Source organism: Noviherbaspirillum sp. (genome assembly GCF_035254685.1).
Lineage (GTDB): Bacteria > Pseudomonadota > Gammaproteobacteria > Burkholderiales > Burkholderiaceae_D > Noviherbaspirillum.
In genome coordinates, this window is the sequence record NZ_DATFAI010000031.1 from 1 (window position 1) to 16,827 (window position 16,827).

The window sequence follows — 16,827 nt, forward strand, 5'->3', positions numbered from 1 at the left end:
CGGCATGGGCGAAACGCTGTACGACCAGGTGGTCGGCGACGACAAGCTGGGCAAGGCCTGCCGCATCTATGCGCCGGTCGGTTCGCATGAAACCCTGCTTGCCTACCTGGTGCGCCGCCTGCTGGAAAACGGTTCGAATTCCTCCTTTGTGAACCAGATCGTCGATGAAAGCGTCGCGATCGACAGCCTGATCGCCGATCCCATCGAGGTGGCAAAGAAGCTTGATGGCACCGCGCATCCGAATATCCCCTTGCCGCTCGACATGTTCGGCACGGAGCGCAAGAATTCGGCTGGCATCGACCTGAGCAATGAAGACGTGCTGCGCGATGCCGATGCCGCGTTCATGCGTTTCGGCAGCAAGCAATGGGAAGCCTCGCCCCTGCTCGCCATTGCAACAGGGAATGCGGGCCAGGCGCAGCCGGTGACCAATCCCGCGGACCATCGCGACGTCGTTGGCCATGTGATCGAAGCCGGCGCCGAAGAAGTGGAAAGCGCGTTGAGTTCCGCCGAAGCCTATGCAACCGACTGGCAAACCACGCCGCCGGCCACGCGCGCTGCTGCCTTGCAGCGTGCCGCCGATCTGCTGGAAGAGCACAAGCTGGAACTGATGGCGCTGGCAGTGCGCGAAGCCGGCAAGTCGCTGCCGAATGCAATTGCGGAAGTACGCGAGGCGGTCGATTTCCTGCGCTACTACGCGACGCAAGTGCAGGATGGCGCGAACACCTTCGCACTGGGCCCAGTGGTCTGCATCAGCCCCTGGAATTTCCCGCTTGCCATTTTCATCGGCGAAGTCAGCGCCGCGCTGGCCGCGGGCAATGTCGTGCTGGCCAAGCCTGCCGAACAGACGCCACTGATCGCGCATCGCGCCGTGCAACTGCTGCATGAAGCCGGTGTGCCGCGCGGCGCACTGCAACTCCTGCCAGGCCGCGGCGAAACCGTCGGTGCGACATTGACAGCCGATGCGCGTGTGCGCGGCGTGATCTTCACCGGCTCGACAGAAGTAGCGCAACTGATCAACCGCACGCTGGCGCAACGCGCCGTGAAAGAGTCGCGCGAGATTCCGTTGATCGCCGAAACCGGCGGGCAGAATGCGATGATCGTCGATTCGAGCGCCTTGCCGGAACAAGTCGTGCAAGATGTGCTGACGTCCGCCTTCGACAGCGCGGGCCAGCGTTGCTCGGCGCTGCGCGTACTTTGCCTGCAGGCCGACATTGCCGACAAGACGATCCGCATGCTGAAGGGTGCCATGCAGGAATTGCGCATCGGGAATCCGGACCGCCTTGCGACGGACATCGGCCCGGTGATCGATGCCGATGCCCAGAAAGGTTTGCTGCGCCACATCGAGCGCATCAAGACGCATGCGCGTGATTTCCACCAGCTCACCTTGCCCGACAATTGCAGCAACGGCACCTTCGTGCCGCCGACGGTCATCGAAATTTCTTCGTTGTCGGAACTGCAGCGCGAAGTCTTTGGCCCCGTTCTGCACGTGATCCGTTACCAGCGCGACAAATTGCCGCAACTGATCGACGACATCAATGCGACCGGCTACGGCCTCACACTCGGCATCCATTCGCGCATCGATGAAACCATCGATTTCATCACGGCGCGTGCACATGTCGGCAACATTTATGTTAATCGCAACATCGTCGGTGCAGTAGTCGGCGTGCAACCTTTCGGCGGCGAAGGAAAATCCGGCACCGGGCCGAAGGCAGGTGGACCGCTGTACCTGAAGCGCCTGCAACGCAACGCGGTGATCGCGCTGCATGGACACACCATCCATGAGCAGCAGGCGGCGGCTCTTGCACAACCGGCATTCCAGCAATTGCTTGCATGGGCGAACACTCACGGCCAGGAGCGTATCGCAAGCCTGGGCGAAACCTATGCGCATGCGACCTTGCTCAATACCTCGCTCATCCTTCCCGGGCCGACCGGCGAACGCAACACCTTGAGCTTCGCACCGCGCGGCACGGTGCTGTGCGCGGCAAGCAGCGTCGGCGTGTTGCTGAACCAGCTGGCTGCTGCACTCGCAACAGGCAACCGCGTTGTCATGGACGATGTGTCTGCGGCCTTGTTGCCTTCCGGTCTGCCGCAAGCCATTCGCAACGCCGTCAAGGTGATCGACGAGAATGGGCTCGCCAAGGAAACGCTGCATGTTGCATTGCTTGATGCAGCAAGGCTGGCCACGCTGTTGCCGCGCCTTGCCGCACGCGACGGTGCCCTCGTGCCCTGCATCGAAACGAGCGATAACGACGCCGTTCCGTTGTGGCGCCTCGTGGCCGAGCGCGCATTGTGCGTCAACACCACAGCCGCAGGCGGCAACGCGAGCCTGATGACGCTGGGTGCATGACGGAAAGAGGTGCCGGCGCAACATTGCCGGCGCCTCTGGCACGCTCTAGCAACCTCTGATGCGCGAGCCTTGCCTCGCGCTGAACTCTTGCAAGGCGGTCAAGTCTTAATGGCATGTCCCGCGGAGCAAAAATCGCGCTATACAGCGTCGCCGGCGTCGTCGCCGTACTTGTACTCGGCGTCGCCTTGCTCCTCAATTTCGACTGGAACCGCGCCAAGCCGTGGATCAGTTCGCATGTCAGTACGGCGACCGGCCGCGCATTCGCAATCAACGGCAAGCTCGCATTGACCTGGCACGCGCCACAAGGCGAACAGGGATGGCGCGGCTGGGTGCCCTGGCCGCGCCTGGCGGCGCACGATGTCGTGTTCGGCAATCCCGACTGGGCGCATGATCCTGTCATGGCACGCGCTCGCGAGGTGACGTTTTCCATCAGCCCGCTGCCTCTGCTCAACAAGAAAATCGTCATCCCTTCATTGGCGCTCGACGCACCCGAGCTGTCATTGCAGCGCCTTGACGACGGACGCAACAACTGGACCTTTGGCAGCAAGGGCGGTCAATCCAAATGGCAGTTCGAATTGCAGCGCCTGATCCTCAACAAGGGAACAATCAGGCTGCAGGACGCGATCAAGCATGCGAAACTGAAGGCGGATATCAATACGCTGGATGACGGCGGGAAGGAAAATTACCGTCTCGGATGGCGTGTTGCCGGCACCTACAATGACGAGGAAGTCAGTGGGCAGGGAAGGGCAGGCGGCGTCCTGTCGCTGCAAAAGCAGAACCTGCAATATCCGGTCGACGCCAGCGTGCGCATCGGCAAGACCAGCATCGATGCCAAGGGCACACTGACCGACCCGCGCCAACTTGTCGCGCTCGACCTGCAGCTGAAGATTGCCAGCGTAAGCATGGCGCAGCTGTACCCGATCATCGGCGTGGTGTTGCCGGAAACCCGTCCCTTCATGACCGAAGGCCGTCTGCACGGCAGCCCGGGTCCGCACGGCGGCAACTGGGTCTATGAAAACTTCACAGGCAAGATGGGCGCAAGCGACCTGTCCGGCAGCCTGCACTATCGAGGGCGCGAAGGTAGGCACGAAGAGCGTCCGCTGCTCGAAGGCACGGTCGCCTCCAGTTTCCTGAACTTCAATGACCTCTCGCCGCTGATTGGCGCCGACTCCGCTGCAAGTCGCAAGGAACGCGGTTCAAAGACCGTCCAGCCGCCGGACAAGGTCTTGCCGGTCGAGAGCTTCCGCGCGGAACGCTGGAACAGCATTGACGCTGATGTGCAGTTCAGCGGACGCAAGATCGTGCGCAAGGAAGAACTTCCCATCGACGATCTCGTAACGCGCATCCATCTGCGCGACGGCGTGATCTCGCTTGCGCCGCTCAAGTTCGGCATCGCCGGCGGCAACCTCGTTTCCAACATCACGCTTAACGGCAAGAGCAAGCCAGTCAAGGCGGAGCTGAAACTGTCCGCGCGTCACATGAAACTCAGGCAACTGTTCCCTGTCTTGCAATCGCAACAGGCCGCGACCCTGGGCGAAATCAATGGCGATGCCGCATTGACGGCAAGCGGCAACTCGATCGCGGAACTGCTCGCCACCTCCGACGGCGAAATCAAGGCTGTGATCAACCAGGGCACGATGAGCAAGCTGCTGCTCGAGAAAATGGGCCTGAACATCGGCAGCATCATCGTCACGCAGATGTTCGGCGACAAGCCGGTCCAGATCAACTGCGCGGCGACCGATTTCGTCGTGAACAAGGGCATCATGCACGCGCAGGCCTTCGTCGTCGACACCGCAGATGCGACGATCCACGTTACCGGAAACATCAACCTGGCGAAAGAACAACTGGCAATGATGATCTATCCGGATACCAAGGGCGTGCGCCTGATTTCCCTGCGCTCGCCGCTTCACCTGGATGGCACCTTCAAGAAACCTAAGGTCGGCATCGACAAGGGCACGGTGGCGCTCAAGGCCGGCAGCGCGATCGCGCTCGGCGCCCTGGCACCGGTGGCTGCGGCCCTGATTCCGCTGGTGAATGTCGGGCCGGGAGAGAAGAGTGAATGCGGCATGCTGCTTGCGCAAGCGACCGCGAAACCGGTGGCGCCGACAGCGAGCAGGAAGAGTGAAAACACCAGTGGCAAATAAGGCGGCAGATGAGGTGGCAAATGAGCCTGATGCCGCGCATCGGAATATTTGCATCTGGCCGGGAGGAAGATGGCGATGGCAACCAGGCTTCCGTTTTTTTCAGTGATGTTCCTGGGACTGGCAAGCGCCGTATCGACGCCACTGGGGTCCACCAAAGCATTCGAGCAATGCACGCGATTAAGCTTGCCTGTCGAGCGGGTCACATCTCGTCCTGCTGCGTATAGCGAATTTTGCGACGCTCATCCGGGCGATTGCGACATGGCCGGCTCGCCGGTCATTGAATTGACTCCTGCAGCGCAAGAGAAACTGGACAAGGTCAATCGCGAAGTAAATGCCGAATTCCGCATCACCGATGATCTTGAATGGCGGGGAAAGGAAGAAGAATGGAATTATCCTTCCCTGGGAACGGGCGATTGCGAGGACTTGGCACTGGAAAAAAGAAGAAGGCTGGTGAAACGGGGTCTGCCGCGCGCGGCGATGACCATGGGCATTGTCTTTCACAAGGAATTCAAATGTCCTCACGCCATCCTTTTTGTGGAAACCAATGAGGGCACGATCGTATTGGACACCCTGCAGAGCGAAATGGTCTGTTGGGACAAGGCGCCCCTCAACTATGAAAGCCGTGAACGCCCTGATGGCCGATGGGACCACTTCGATCAGCGTCTTTGGGAGTGGTCGCCCCTTCGCCCTCAGTAGAGGGGCGCGCATAGACAGGCGCGCGTAGATAGCCCGCATGTCCATTTGTCATTTTCGGTTCTGGCCAGCTTTTCCTCCGGAAGGGCTGAAAAGCTGGATATCCTGAACGCGGACCACGGCGTCGCCTAGAAAACGAAATTTGTGGTGAATCGGATAAGGCCAACGGCCGCAATCGGTGCAACAGCTTTTCAGCAAAGGTCGATTGCTTATTCTCGCGGCTTTCCTGCAATCTTGCGGCGATACTCGTTCATTCTTTGCTCGTCGCGCAATCTGTTGTACTCCTTCTTCACCTGGTAACTTAGCCACGCCATGAAGATGAAAGGGCCGACCAGGAATACAAGCGATGCAGCCCACACCGCGCCGGCCTTCAGCGCAAGCATCCGTCCGCCAGGCGCCATGAATGCGGACGGCCCGCCAGCAAGGAAGGCACCGCCCAGCGCTCTGGCAAGTGCGCTGCCGGGTGCGTAATACACCATTACCCCCAGTAAAAGCCCGATGGCCAACATCGGCACTGCGATGAATACCGCCGCACGCGCCATGCGGCGTTTTGACGGCACCAAGGTAGGGAAATCCATTTGATCTTCAGGTTTCATGAGACTCTCGTTGCAGATTCCGGATGGGACCATCAAACCCGCAAGAAAAGTTCCTTTGCATCCGCAGATGCCGGTACAAGGCGCGAATCATTGTCTTCCGAAAACAGTTCAGGAATGGGCCGTGCTGGCAGTGGGCATGCGTCAGCCCCGAACGCGCGTTCAATCGGTGCAGCGTTTTCCAAACTTATCCACCCTGCATGCACAACCTTTTCACCACCCCGAACGCATAACGCGACGCCACGCGCTCGATGAATTGCATGAAATCGAGCGGCGCCGATTCATTCGCGCTGTCGGAAATCGTGCGGATCACCGCGAACGGTACGCCGAATTCAAAACACACCTGTGCCACCGCCGCGCCTTCCATCTCCAACGCGAGCAGGGGAGGGAATGCCGCTTTCAGTGCGTCGCGCCGTTCCTGACGATGGACGAATTCGTCGCCGCTGGCGATCAGGCCGCGAAAAACACGCGGAGAGGCGAGCCGGAAGGTGGCGCGGTCCTCTTCGGAAATCATCTCGCCGGCATCATGGGCGACGAAATCGCTTGCGGCCTGCGTCAGGCGGTCGGTCAGGCTCTTGTCAGAAGAGAAATGCGAGAGCCCGAGCAAGGGTACTTCGTATTGCGGAAACAGCGGCATGGTGTTCATGTCGTGCTGGACGAGGGCATCGGCAACCACGATGTCGCCAACTCGCAAGTCGTTTTCCGCCGCTCCAGCCACCCCGGTGAACAGGATGTGGGTGACCCCGAAACGTTCGATCAGGGTGGCTGCAGTGGCCGCAGCCGCGACTTTTCCCACCCTGGACAGCACACAGACCGTATCGATCCCCCACAGCTTGCCATACACATAATCGCGCATGCCTCGATGGGACTTTTCCGTGTCCTGCATGATGTCGATCAGGCCGGCCTGCTCCTGGTGCATGGCGCTGATCAGCCCAAGACGGATGATTTGTGAACTCATTGTTAACTTTTCTTCTAAATAATCTGAAAGCCGCAATCCTTGCGGCAAGAACGTAGCGTATTGCTTCCTGCATTGTTTGTGCAACCGGTGGCGCCTGATGTTTTTGCGGTTTTTGTTTACTTTGGTTGATGTATACAAGTAGTAGTAGTGTTAACGCGCCCTCCAGCCTGTGGATAACCGCGTAAACCGATACTGGATCAACTGTTTACGCGCGGCATAAGTCCTGAATAAACGGTGTATCTCAACAGGACAGATTCTGTATAAAAAAAGCCCTTCAACAGATTTCCTTCTTTATCCCCATCTGTTCAAGCTGCTGTCCAAAGACTTATCCACAAGAGGGTATGCGGACAACGCTGCGGTTTCCAGCAATGCTTGTAAAAAGATAAATAGACACGCCGTTTTCCAAACGACATTCGAACAGGCAAAACGGGAGCGGTTTGCCCTGTTTCCGCGCGCAAGGAAGTGCCTCGGGTTTTATCTTAAAGATTGATGTATACGAATAGTGATAATGGTTAACGTTGCACTGAATCTGGGGATAAGTGGATAAAGGCCAGGAAAATCAACAGCTTCTGCGCGGGAAAAGCGGATGGACAATCCCTGTATGAGCAAAGGAAACTTCTTGGATAAAAAAGGCCGTCCTCATACAGGCAGTGCTTTTCCCCAATGCTTCCACCGGATATGCAAGGAATTACCCACAGGCCGCGCAACGGCGGGATCAGCTTTGCCAGAGCGATTGCAATAATGAAAACACGGCAGCGATCGTCGGCTCGTTCTTGCGCTTGGCGAGGGTGATGAAGGAGAGTTCGGTCGAGAGACTGACGGCATCGGCGATCACGAGTCCGTGCGCATGCGCTTCGCCCAGCGCGACCGATTCGCGTACCAGCGACAGGCCGACACCGGATTTCACCAGGTCCAGCATCGACGGTTCCTGGTCGACCAGTGCGACCTTGTTCGGCGTGACCTTGTATTTTGCGAAGGTCTTGCTCAGCAAACGGTTGTGTGCGGATTCCGGCGGCGTCCAGATCCACGGCAGCTTTGCCAGCGCCGGCCAGTCACGTCCGGCGACCCGGTTTTTCCAGCCTTGCGGCGCGACCACGTTGTAGGTGAAGGAGGTCAGCGTCTGCGCATGGAATTCCTTGCCCGGCGTGCCGAGGAAATAGCCGACGTCGAGTTCGCCGTTCTTGATCTGGTGCATGACCCAGCCGGACATGCCGTGCTGCAGCCGGGTCGAAATCAGCGGATAGGTTTCCACCAGGCGTTTCAGGAAGGCGCCGAGGCGGATGAATTCCGGATCAAGGATGGTGCCGATGGCCAGCGTGCCGGACAGGGTGGAGTGCAGGGAGGCCGCGCCCTGGCGGAATTCGGCGACGCTTTCCATCACACGTTCGGCGAAGGGCAGCAGCTTGGCGCCATCGTCTGTCAGTGTCATTCCGCTTGGCGTACGGGTGAACAGCTGCAGGTCGAGGCTGGCCTGCAATGCCTTGATCTGCAGGCTGACTGCCGGCTGCGTCAGGTGCAGGCGTTCGGCGGCGCGGGTCAGGTTGCCTTCCCGGGCGACAGTGACGAAGGCGCGGAGCTGGGTGAAGTCCATGATCGTTCTCCAGTGGAACGATCATTATAAGTCTTCCTTATATTCGACTTGATAACAACTCATTGGATTCCGCCGGAAAGCGGGGATATCCTCGCAAAGTCTGCCTATCTCTCAAAGGAATCCTTATGACGCAAGCCTTGATCCAGCATTACATCGGCGGCCGTGTGGTCGAGTCCACGAGCGGCCGCAAACAGGATGTCTTCAATCCCGCCACGGGCGAAGCAAGCGCGCAGGTGGTGCTGGCCAGTGTCGAAGAAGTGAATGCCGCGGTTGATGCCGCACGCGCCGCTGCGCCGGCTTGGGCCGATACCGCCCCGCTGAAGCGCGCCCGCGTGCTGTCGAAGTTCAAGGAGCTGATCGAGAAGCATCATGACGACCTCGCCGCCGCCATCACGCGCGAGCACGGTAAGGTTTTTTCCGATGCAAAGGGCGAAGTCACCCGCGGCCTGGAAGTGGTCGAATTCGCCTGCGGCATTCCGCAGCTGCTGAAGACCCAGTTCACCGACAACATCGGCGGCGGCATCGACAACTGGCAATTGCGCCAGCCGCTCGGCGTCACCGCCGGCATTACGCCGTTCAATTTCCCCTTCATGGTGCCGATGTGGATGGCGCCGATGGCGATCGCCACCGGCAACAGCTTCATCCTTAAGCCCTCCGAGCGCGATCCGTCGCCGTCGCTGATGGTCGCCGACCTGCTCAAGCGCGCCGGCCTGCCGGATGGCGTGTTCAACGTGGTGCAGGGCGACAAGGTTGCGGTCGATACGCTGCTGCATCATCCGGATGTGAACGCGGTGTCCTTCGTCGGCTCCACGCCGATCGCTGAATACATCTACACCGAGGGCACGAAGCGCAAGGGCGCGTATCCGCTGCGCGTGCAGGCATTGGGCGGCGCGAAGAACCACATGGTGGTGATGCCCGACGCGAACCTCAACCAGGCAGTCGATGCCCTGATTGGCGCCGCCTACGGTTCGGCCGGCGAGCGCTGCATGGCCATCTCGGTGGCTGTCGCCGTGGGCAATGTCGCCGACAGGCTGATCGAGGCGCTGATCCCGCGCGTGAAGGCGCTGAAGGTCAAGAACGGCATGGAAGCCGACGCCGAAATGGGCCCGGTGGTGACCGCGCAGCACAAGGCAAAGATCGAAGGCTATATCGAAGAAGGCGTGCAGGGCGGCGCGAAGCTGCTGGTCGATGGCCGCGGCCTGAAGGTGGCGGGCCATGAAAGCGGCTTCTTCATTGGCGGCACCCTGTTCGATCATGTCACGCCCGAGATGAAGATCTACAAGGAAGAAATCTTCGGGCCGGTGCTGTGCGTGGTGCGCGTGCCGGACTTCGCCTCGGCGGTGCGCCTGATCAATGCGCATGAATTCGGCAACGGCGTGGCGCTGTTCACTTCGGACGGCAACACTGCGCGCGAATTCTCCCGCCGCATCGAAGTCGGCATGGTCGGCATCAACGTGCCGATCCCGGTGCCGATGGCATGGCATTCCTTCGGCGGCTGGAAGCGTTCGCTGTTCGGCGATGCGCATGCCTACGGCGAAGAAGGCATCCGTTTCTACACGCGCTACAAGTCGATCATGCAGCGCTGGCCGGATTCGATCGGCAAGGGCGCGGAATTTACGATGCCGGTAGCGAAGTAATACTCTTTCGCCACAAGCCATTGCGACATGGTCCCCTCCCCCTGCGAGGGGGAAGGAGCAGTTCCGAAGCAACATCATCCACCGCGAGGCCATCATGGAATCCGCAGGAAAATACGACTACATCATCATCGGCGCCGGCAGTGCCGGCTGTGTGCTTGCCAACCGCCTTGCGCAGGACGCTGGCGTATCAGTCCTGCTGCTGGAAGCGGGGCGCAAGGACGACTACGTCTGGATCCACATTCCTGTCGGTTACCTGTATTGCATCGACAATCCGCGCACCGACTGGCGCTTCCGCACGGAAGCCGATGCGGGCCTGAACGGTCGCAGCCTGATTTACCCGCGCGGCAAGGTGATGGGTGGCTGTTCGTCCATCAACGGCATGATCTACATGCGCGGCCAGGCGCGCGACTACAACGAGTGGGCACAACTGTCCGGCGACGATGGCTGGCGCTGGGAGAATGTGCTGCAGGTGTTCAGGAAGAGCGAGGATTACTACAAGGGCGCCGACCAGTTTCACGGCGCCGGCGGCGAATGGCGCGTGGAGAAGCAGCGCCTGTCGTGGGAGATCCTCGACGCCTTCCGCGAGGCGGCCGAGCAGGTCGGCATCCCGAAGGTGGACGACTTCAACCGCGGCGACAACGAAGGCTGCGGCTACTTCGAAGTGAACCAGAAGAAAGGCTGGCGCTGGAACACCGCACAGGCCTTTTTGAAATCGACCGAAGGCCGCAAGGGCAAGCTCGAGATCATGACCGGCTGCCACGTCAAACGCCTGCGCCTGCAATCGACGGCAGACGGGGTGGCGTGCACCGGCGTGGAATTCACCGGCGGCGGCACCGAGTGGTTTGCCGAGGCGGCGCGCGAAACGATTTCAACGGCAGGCGCGGTGGGTTCGCCGCAGATCCTGCAACTGTCGGGCATCGGCCCGGCGAACCTGCTGCAGCAACACGGCGTGCCGGTGCTGCTCGACCTGCCTGGCGTCGGCGAAAACCTGCAGGACCACCTGCAGCTGCGCATGGCCTTCAAGGTCGAAGGCGTGAAGACGCTCAACATGATGGCCAACAACTGGTTCGGCAAGATGCAGATCGGCATGCAGTACGCTCTCTCGCGCAGCGGCCCGATGTCGATGGCGCCTTCGCAGCTCGGTGCTTTTACGCGCTCCGATTCGTCGCAGGCGAGCGCCAACCTGGAATACCATGTGCAGCCCTTGTCGCTGGAGCGCTTCGGCGAACCATTGCATCCCTTCCCGGCCTTCACCGCGAGCGTGTGCAATTTGCGGCCCACATCGCGCGGGCACATCCGCATTGCCTCCGGCGATGCATTCGCCGCGCCGAAGATCACGCCGAATTATTTGAGCACGCCGGAGGATCGCAAGATTGCGGCGGACGCGCTCAAGCTGACGCGCAACATCGTTGCCGCACCCGCGCTGAAAAAATATAAACCGGAAGAATTCAAGCCGGGCTTGCAGTACCGTACCGACGAAGATCTCGCGAAAGCGGCGGGCGATATCGGCACCACCATCTTCCATCCGATCGGCACCTGCAAGATGGGGCGCGAGGATGATGCGATGGCAGTCGTCGACAGCCAGTTGCGCGTGCGCGGCGTGAAGGGCCTGCGCGTGGTCGATGCGTCGATCATGCCGACCATCACCTCGGGCAATACGAATTCACCGACGATCATGATCGCGGAAAAAGCGGCCGCGCTGATCCGTGCTTCGCGCAAGGACGGGAAGGCGGGAAGCGCTGCGCCGCTGCGTGTGGCCGAGTCGGTATAAGCAGGAACGCATCGTCAACATCAGGCTGCATTTCACTGCTGCGAGGAGGGAAACGAATTACGATTCATTGAATTGACTGCAAGCAATTATTAGCTCTTCATGCTAAGATCAGTGTGCCTGATAAAGCGACATGTACAAGATTGATACAGGCCAAACAAACGGCAGATGAGTTGTCGCTTGTATTGCCACCCCCCTAGTCGTACTGTGTACTGTGCATCATCGTTATGCATGACACGCTCGGGTGTCGGAGTGAGCCCGACACTATTGTTAGTCAGTAGGGAGAGCCCATGGCGGACGTGGTTTTGGAGACGAGACAGTTGACCAAGGAGTTCAAGGGATTCACCGCGGTCAACAATGTCAACCTGCAGGTTCAGCGTGGTCATATCCATGCATTGATCGGCCCTAACGGCGCCGGCAAGACAACCTGTTTCAACCTGCTTACCAAGTTCCTGGTACCCACCTCAGGACAGATCCTTTTTAATGGCCGCGACATCACGATGGCCAAGCCCGCGCAGATCGCGCGCCAGGGCATCATCCGTTCCTTTCAGATTTCCGCGGTGTTCCCGCACCTGACCGTTCTGGAAAACGTGCGCATCGGTCTGCAAAGACCGCTCGGCAATTCCTTCTCTTTCTGGCAGAGCGAAAAGAAACTCAATGCGCTCAATGACCGTGCGATGGCCTTGCTGGCGCAGGTCGACCTGGAGTCATTCGCCGACACCGTGACAGTGGATTTGCCCTACGGCCGCAAGCGCGCGCTCGAGATTGCCACCACGCTCGGCATGGAGCCGGAGCTCATGCTGCTCGACGAACCGACGCAGGGCATGGGACATGAAGACGTGCATCGCGTGACCGAGCTGATCAAGAAAGTGTCGCAGGGCCGCACCATCCTGATGGTGGAGCACAACATGAGCGTGATTGCCGGCATCAGCGACCGTATCTCGGTCTTGCAGCGCGGTGCGGTGCTCGCCGAAGGCACCTATGAAGAAGTTTCGAAGAACCCGCAGGTGATGGAAGCCTACATGGGCACCACCTCCGGCGTACTGGAAGGAGCGCATTGAATGGCTGGATCAGCAGCGGCATTGGAAATCACCAACCTGCACGCCTGGTACGGCGAGTCGCACATTCTGCATGACGTCAATTTCTCGGTGAACCACGGCGAGGTCGTCACCCTGCTGGGGCGCAACGGTGCTGGTCGTACCACGACATTGCGCGCCATCATGGGACTGACCGGCGCACGCACGGGATCGATCAAGATCAATGGCGTCGAAGCGATCCATCTGTCGACCCACAAGATCGCGCATCTCGGCGTCGGCTATTGTCCGGAAGAGCGGGGCATTTTCTCGTCGCTGTCGACGGAAGAGAACCTGATGCTGCCGCCGTCGGTATCGAAGACCGACAAAGGCATGTCGGTGGATGAGATCTACCAGATGTTTCCCAACCTGAAGGAACGCAAGACTAGCCAGGGCACGCGCCTGTCGGGCGGCGAGCAACAGATGCTGGCGGTCGCGCGCATCCTGCGCACCGGCGCGCGGCTGCTGCTGCTGGACGAAATTTCCGAAGGCCTCGCGCCCGTCATCGTGCAGGCGCTCGCGCGCATGATCACGACCCTGAAGGCGAAGGGTTACACCATCGTGATGGTGGAGCAGAACTTCCGCTTTGCTGCGCCCCTGGCAGACCGCTTTTACGTGGTGGAGCATGGCCACATCGTCGAAAGCTTCGCCGCCTCTGAACTGGATTCCAAGATGCCCGTGCTGCACTCGCTGCTCGGCGTATAACAAGCTGTGCATTGTTCACACTCAAGGAGATGGAAATGAAACTGAAAGCTATGGCAGTCGCTGTATCGGCAACGTTCGCAATGGGTCTGGCGGGATCGGCATCGGCGCAGATTTCCGGTGACACGGTCAAGATCGGCTTCATCACCGACATGTCGGGCCTGTATGCGGACATCGACGGTCCCGGCGGCGCCGAAGCAATCAAGATGGCGATTGCCGACATGGGCGGCGCAATCAACGGCAAGAAGATCGAACTGCTCACGGCCGACCATCAGAACAAGGCTGACATCGCTGCGTCCAAGGCGCGCGAATGGTTCGACCGCGAAGGCGTTGACGTGCTGATCGCCGGCACCAACTCCGCGACGAGCCTCTCGATGGCCAAGGTGGCTGCCGAGAAGAAGAAGCCTTTCATCGCCATCGGCGCCGGCACCGCTCGCCTGACCAATGAAGAGTGCTCGCCCTACACCGTGCACTATGCCTACGACACCGTGGCGCTGGCCAAGGGCACCGGTTCCGCGGTCGTCAAGCAAGGTGGCAAGACCTGGTTCTTCCTGACCGCTGACTATGCATTCGGTGCGTCGCTTGAAAATGATACCGCCAACGTCGTGAAGGCCAATGGCGGCAAGGTGCTGGGTAGCGTGAAGCATCCGCTGTCGGCATCCGACTTCTCCTCCTTCCTGTTGCAGGCACAGGCGTCGAAGGCGCAGATCCTCGGCCTGGCCAACGCCGGCGGCGACACCATCAACTCGATCAAGGCCGCCAACGAGTTCGGCGTCACCAAGACCATGAAGCTGGCCGGCCTGCTGATGTTCATCAACGACGTGCATTCGCTCGGCCTGAACCTGACGCAAGGCATGTACCTGACCGACAGCTGGTACTGGGACATGAATAACGATTCGCGCGCCTGGTCCAAGCGCTATTTCGAGAAGATGAAGAAGGAGCCGTCCTCGCTGCAGGCGGCCGACTATTCGTCTGCGCTGCACTACCTGCAAGCCGTCAAGGCCGCTGGTACGGATGATCCGGACAAGGCATTCAACCAGTTCAAGAAGACCAAGGTCAACGACATGTATGCGAAGAACGGCACGATCCGTCCGGACGGCCGCATGGTGCATGACATGTTCCTGATGGAAGTGAAGAAGCCGTCCGAGTCCAAGTACCCTTGGGACTACTACAAGGTCGCCCAGACCATTCCGGGCGACCAGGCCTTCACCACCAAGGCCGAATCGAAGTGCGCGCTGTGGAAGTAAGCTGACGATCGTTTGACCGTCAGGCATTCCTTGTAACTCCCTCTCTGCAAGACGAGAGGGCAGGGGCGACGGGCGCGTGCAGGTGTCACCTGCCGCGCCCGCGTCCGGCCGCCCTGGATCTGGGCGCAACTCATCAGGGCGCGGAATGTTCGCGCCGCTCTTTCAGCAGCAACTTTTCTTGGCCCGCTTATGGAAATATTCGGAATCCCCATGCAAGCATTGCTGAGCCAGCTCCTGCTCGGTCTGGTCAACGGCTCGTTCTACGCGATGCTTTCTCTCGGCCTGGCCGTGATCTTCGGCCTGCTCAACGTGATCAACTTCGCGCACGGCGCGTTGTACATGATGGGCGCCTTCCTCGCCTGGATGGGGATGAACTATTTCGAGATCAATTACTGGGTGATGCTGATCGTCGCACCGCTCCTGGTCGGCGTTTTCGGCATCATCATCGAAAGAACCATGCTGCGCTGGCTGTACAAGCTCGACCATCTGTACGGCCTGCTGCTCACCTTCGGCATCACGCTGATGGTCGAAGGGCTGTTCCGCTCCTTCTATGGCGTCTCCGGCCAGCCGTATTCCGTGCCGGAAGCGCTGGGCGGCGCTTTCAACCTCGGCTTCATGATCCTGCCCAAGTATCGCGCCTGGGTGGTGCTGGCGTCGTTGGTGGTGTGCTTCGCGACTTGGTTCGTGATCGAGAAGACGAAGCTCGGCGCCTACCTGCGCGCAGGCACCGAGAACCCGAAGCTGGTGGAAGCGTTCGGCATCAACGTGCCGCTGATGGTGACGCTCACCTACGGTTTCGGCGTCGCGCTCGCGGCCTTTGCCGGCGTGCTGGCCGCGCCGGTCATCCAGGTGTCGCCGCTGATGGGTTCGCATCTGATCATCGTGGTGTTCGCGGTAGTCGTGATTGGCGGCATGGGCTCCATCATGGGCTCCATCGTCACTGGCCTGGGACTGGGCGTGATCGAAGGCTTTACCCGCGTGTTTTATCCGGAGGCATCGGCGACGGTGATTTTCATCATCATGGCGATCGTCCTGATGATCCGCCCGGCTGGCCTGTTCGGCAAAGAGAAGTAAGAGAGGGAATCGCATGAATAGCAAAGTTGGTTATGCAATCGCATTCGTCGCTGCTCTCGCCGCGCCGTTCGTGATCTACCCGGTATTCCTGATGAAGGTGCTGTGCTTCGCGCTGTTCGCCTGCGCCTTCAACCTGTTGATCGGCTTCACCGGATTGCTGTCCTTCGGGCACGCGGCCTTCTTCGGCGGGGCAGGCTATGTGGCGGGCTATGCGCTCAAGTCGATGGGGCTTCCCTTCGAGCTTGGCGTCGTGGCGGGCGTCGCCGCGGCGGCATTGATCGGATTGATCATGGGCTTGCTGGCGATCCGCCGGCAAGGCATCTACTTCACCATGATCACGCTGGCGCTGGCGCAGATGCTGTTCTTTGTTTGCCTGCAGGCGCCGTTTACCGGCGGCGAGGACGGCCTGCAGGGCGTGCCGCGCGGCGCGCTGCTCGGTATGCTCTCGCTGGAAGACGACATGACGCTCTATTACGTGGTGCTGGCGATCTTCATCGCCGGCTTCGCGCTGATCGTACGCACCGTGCATTCGCCCTTCGGGCAGGTGCTCAAGGCAGTGAAGGAAAACGAGCCGCGCGCGATCTCGCTCGGCTACGACACGGACAGGTACAAGCTGCTGGCCTTCGTGTTGTCGGCCGCACTGTCGGGGCTCGCTGGCGCTACTAAAACTGTAGTGCTTGGCTTCGAGACGCTGACCGATGTGCACTGGGCGATGTCGGGACTCGTCGTGCTGATGACCCTGGTCGGCGGCCTTGGCACGCTGGCCGGCCCGGTGGTTGGCGCGATCCTGATTGTTTCGCTGGAAAACAAGCTGGGCGACATGGGGAACTGGCTGGCGAATATCACCACCATCGAATGGTTCCGCTCGATCGGCGAGTCGGTCACCATCGTCACCGGCTTCATCTTCATCGTCTGCGTGCTGGCATTCCGCCGCGGCATCGTCGGCGAGTTCATCGCACTGTTCAGTCGTTCCAAAGCCGGTTCTGCGGCTTCACACTGA

The 16,827-nt window shown here is 60.1% G+C and carries 13 protein-coding genes; 10 read left to right on the forward strand and 3 right to left on the reverse strand.

All coding sequences use genetic code 11. The features are described from left to right. From putA to VJ698_RS14445, 3 genes are all read left to right on the forward strand, one after another. On the forward strand, positions 1 to 2,347 hold a 2,347-nt coding region (gene putA, locus VJ698_RS14435), incomplete at its 5' end, for a bifunctional proline dehydrogenase/L-glutamate gamma-semialdehyde dehydrogenase PutA (protein WP_324103475.1). Between the two features lie 113 nt (positions 2,348 to 2,460). After that, positions 2,461 to 4,491 (forward strand): AsmA family protein, encoded by a 2,031-nt coding sequence (locus VJ698_RS14440; protein ID WP_324103476.1) that lies wholly within the window; start codon positions 2,461 to 2,463, stop codon positions 4,489 to 4,491. Between the two features lie 75 nt (positions 4,492 to 4,566). Further along, positions 4,567 to 5,187, forward strand: coding sequence for a transglutaminase-like cysteine peptidase (locus VJ698_RS14445; protein WP_324103477.1), 621 nt, complete (start codon positions 4,567 to 4,569; stop codon positions 5,185 to 5,187). A 206-nt stretch (positions 5,188 to 5,393) separates the two neighbouring features. Here VJ698_RS14445 and VJ698_RS14450 read toward each other — a convergent pair whose 3' ends face one another. The 3 genes from VJ698_RS14450 to VJ698_RS14460 form a co-directional block, all read right to left on the reverse strand. After that, on the reverse strand, positions 5,394 to 5,780 hold the full coding sequence (locus VJ698_RS14450; RefSeq protein ID WP_324103478.1) for a hypothetical protein: 387 nt from the start codon (positions 5,778 to 5,780) through the stop codon (positions 5,394 to 5,396). A 184-nt stretch (positions 5,781 to 5,964) separates the two neighbouring features. Further along, complete coding sequence (locus VJ698_RS14455; protein WP_324103479.1) at positions 5,965 to 6,735, reverse strand: 5'-methylthioadenosine/adenosylhomocysteine nucleosidase; 771 nt, start codon at positions 6,733 to 6,735, stop codon at positions 5,965 to 5,967. A gap of 715 nt (positions 6,736 to 7,450) precedes the next feature. After that, complete coding sequence (locus tag VJ698_RS14460) at positions 7,451 to 8,326, reverse strand: LysR family transcriptional regulator (RefSeq protein WP_324103480.1); 876 nt, start codon at positions 8,324 to 8,326, stop codon at positions 7,451 to 7,453. Positions 8,327 to 8,451: 125 nt separating this feature from the next. On the opposite strand from VJ698_RS14460, the gene VJ698_RS14465 reads away from it, so the two are divergent. The 7 genes from VJ698_RS14465 (at position 8,452) to VJ698_RS14495 (ending at position 16,827) form a co-directional block, all read left to right on the forward strand. After that, positions 8,452 to 9,963 (forward strand): CoA-acylating methylmalonate-semialdehyde dehydrogenase, encoded by a 1,512-nt coding sequence (locus VJ698_RS14465; protein WP_324103481.1) that lies wholly within the window; start codon positions 8,452 to 8,454, stop codon positions 9,961 to 9,963. Positions 9,964 to 10,057: 94 nt separating this feature from the next. After that, positions 10,058 to 11,734 carry a GMC family oxidoreductase gene (locus VJ698_RS14470; RefSeq protein WP_324103482.1) on the forward strand — a complete coding sequence of 559 codons (1,677 nt, stop codon included), beginning with the start codon at positions 10,058 to 10,060 and terminating at the stop codon, positions 11,732 to 11,734. 287 nt (positions 11,735 to 12,021) lie between these two features. Beyond that, on the forward strand, positions 12,022 to 12,792 hold the full coding sequence (locus tag VJ698_RS14475; protein ID WP_324103483.1) for an ABC transporter ATP-binding protein: 771 nt from the start codon (positions 12,022 to 12,024) through the stop codon (positions 12,790 to 12,792). Further along, the gene (locus tag VJ698_RS14480; protein WP_324103484.1) at positions 12,793 to 13,509 is read left to right on the forward strand and encodes an ABC transporter ATP-binding protein; all 717 of its coding nucleotides are present in this window, start codon (positions 12,793 to 12,795) and stop codon (positions 13,507 to 13,509) included. 35 nt (positions 13,510 to 13,544) lie between these two features. Continuing rightward, the gene (locus tag VJ698_RS14485) at positions 13,545 to 14,753 is read left to right on the forward strand and encodes an ABC transporter substrate-binding protein (protein WP_324103485.1); all 1,209 of its coding nucleotides are present in this window, start codon (positions 13,545 to 13,547) and stop codon (positions 14,751 to 14,753) included. Between the two features lie 189 nt (positions 14,754 to 14,942). Beyond that, positions 14,943 to 15,827 carry a branched-chain amino acid ABC transporter permease gene (locus VJ698_RS14490; protein ID WP_324103486.1) on the forward strand — a complete coding sequence of 295 codons (885 nt, stop codon included), beginning with the start codon at positions 14,943 to 14,945 and terminating at the stop codon, positions 15,825 to 15,827. A gap of 13 nt (positions 15,828 to 15,840) precedes the next feature. After that, positions 15,841 to 16,827, forward strand: a complete 987-nt coding sequence (locus tag VJ698_RS14495) for a branched-chain amino acid ABC transporter permease (RefSeq protein WP_324103487.1) — start codon at positions 15,841 to 15,843, stop codon at positions 16,825 to 16,827.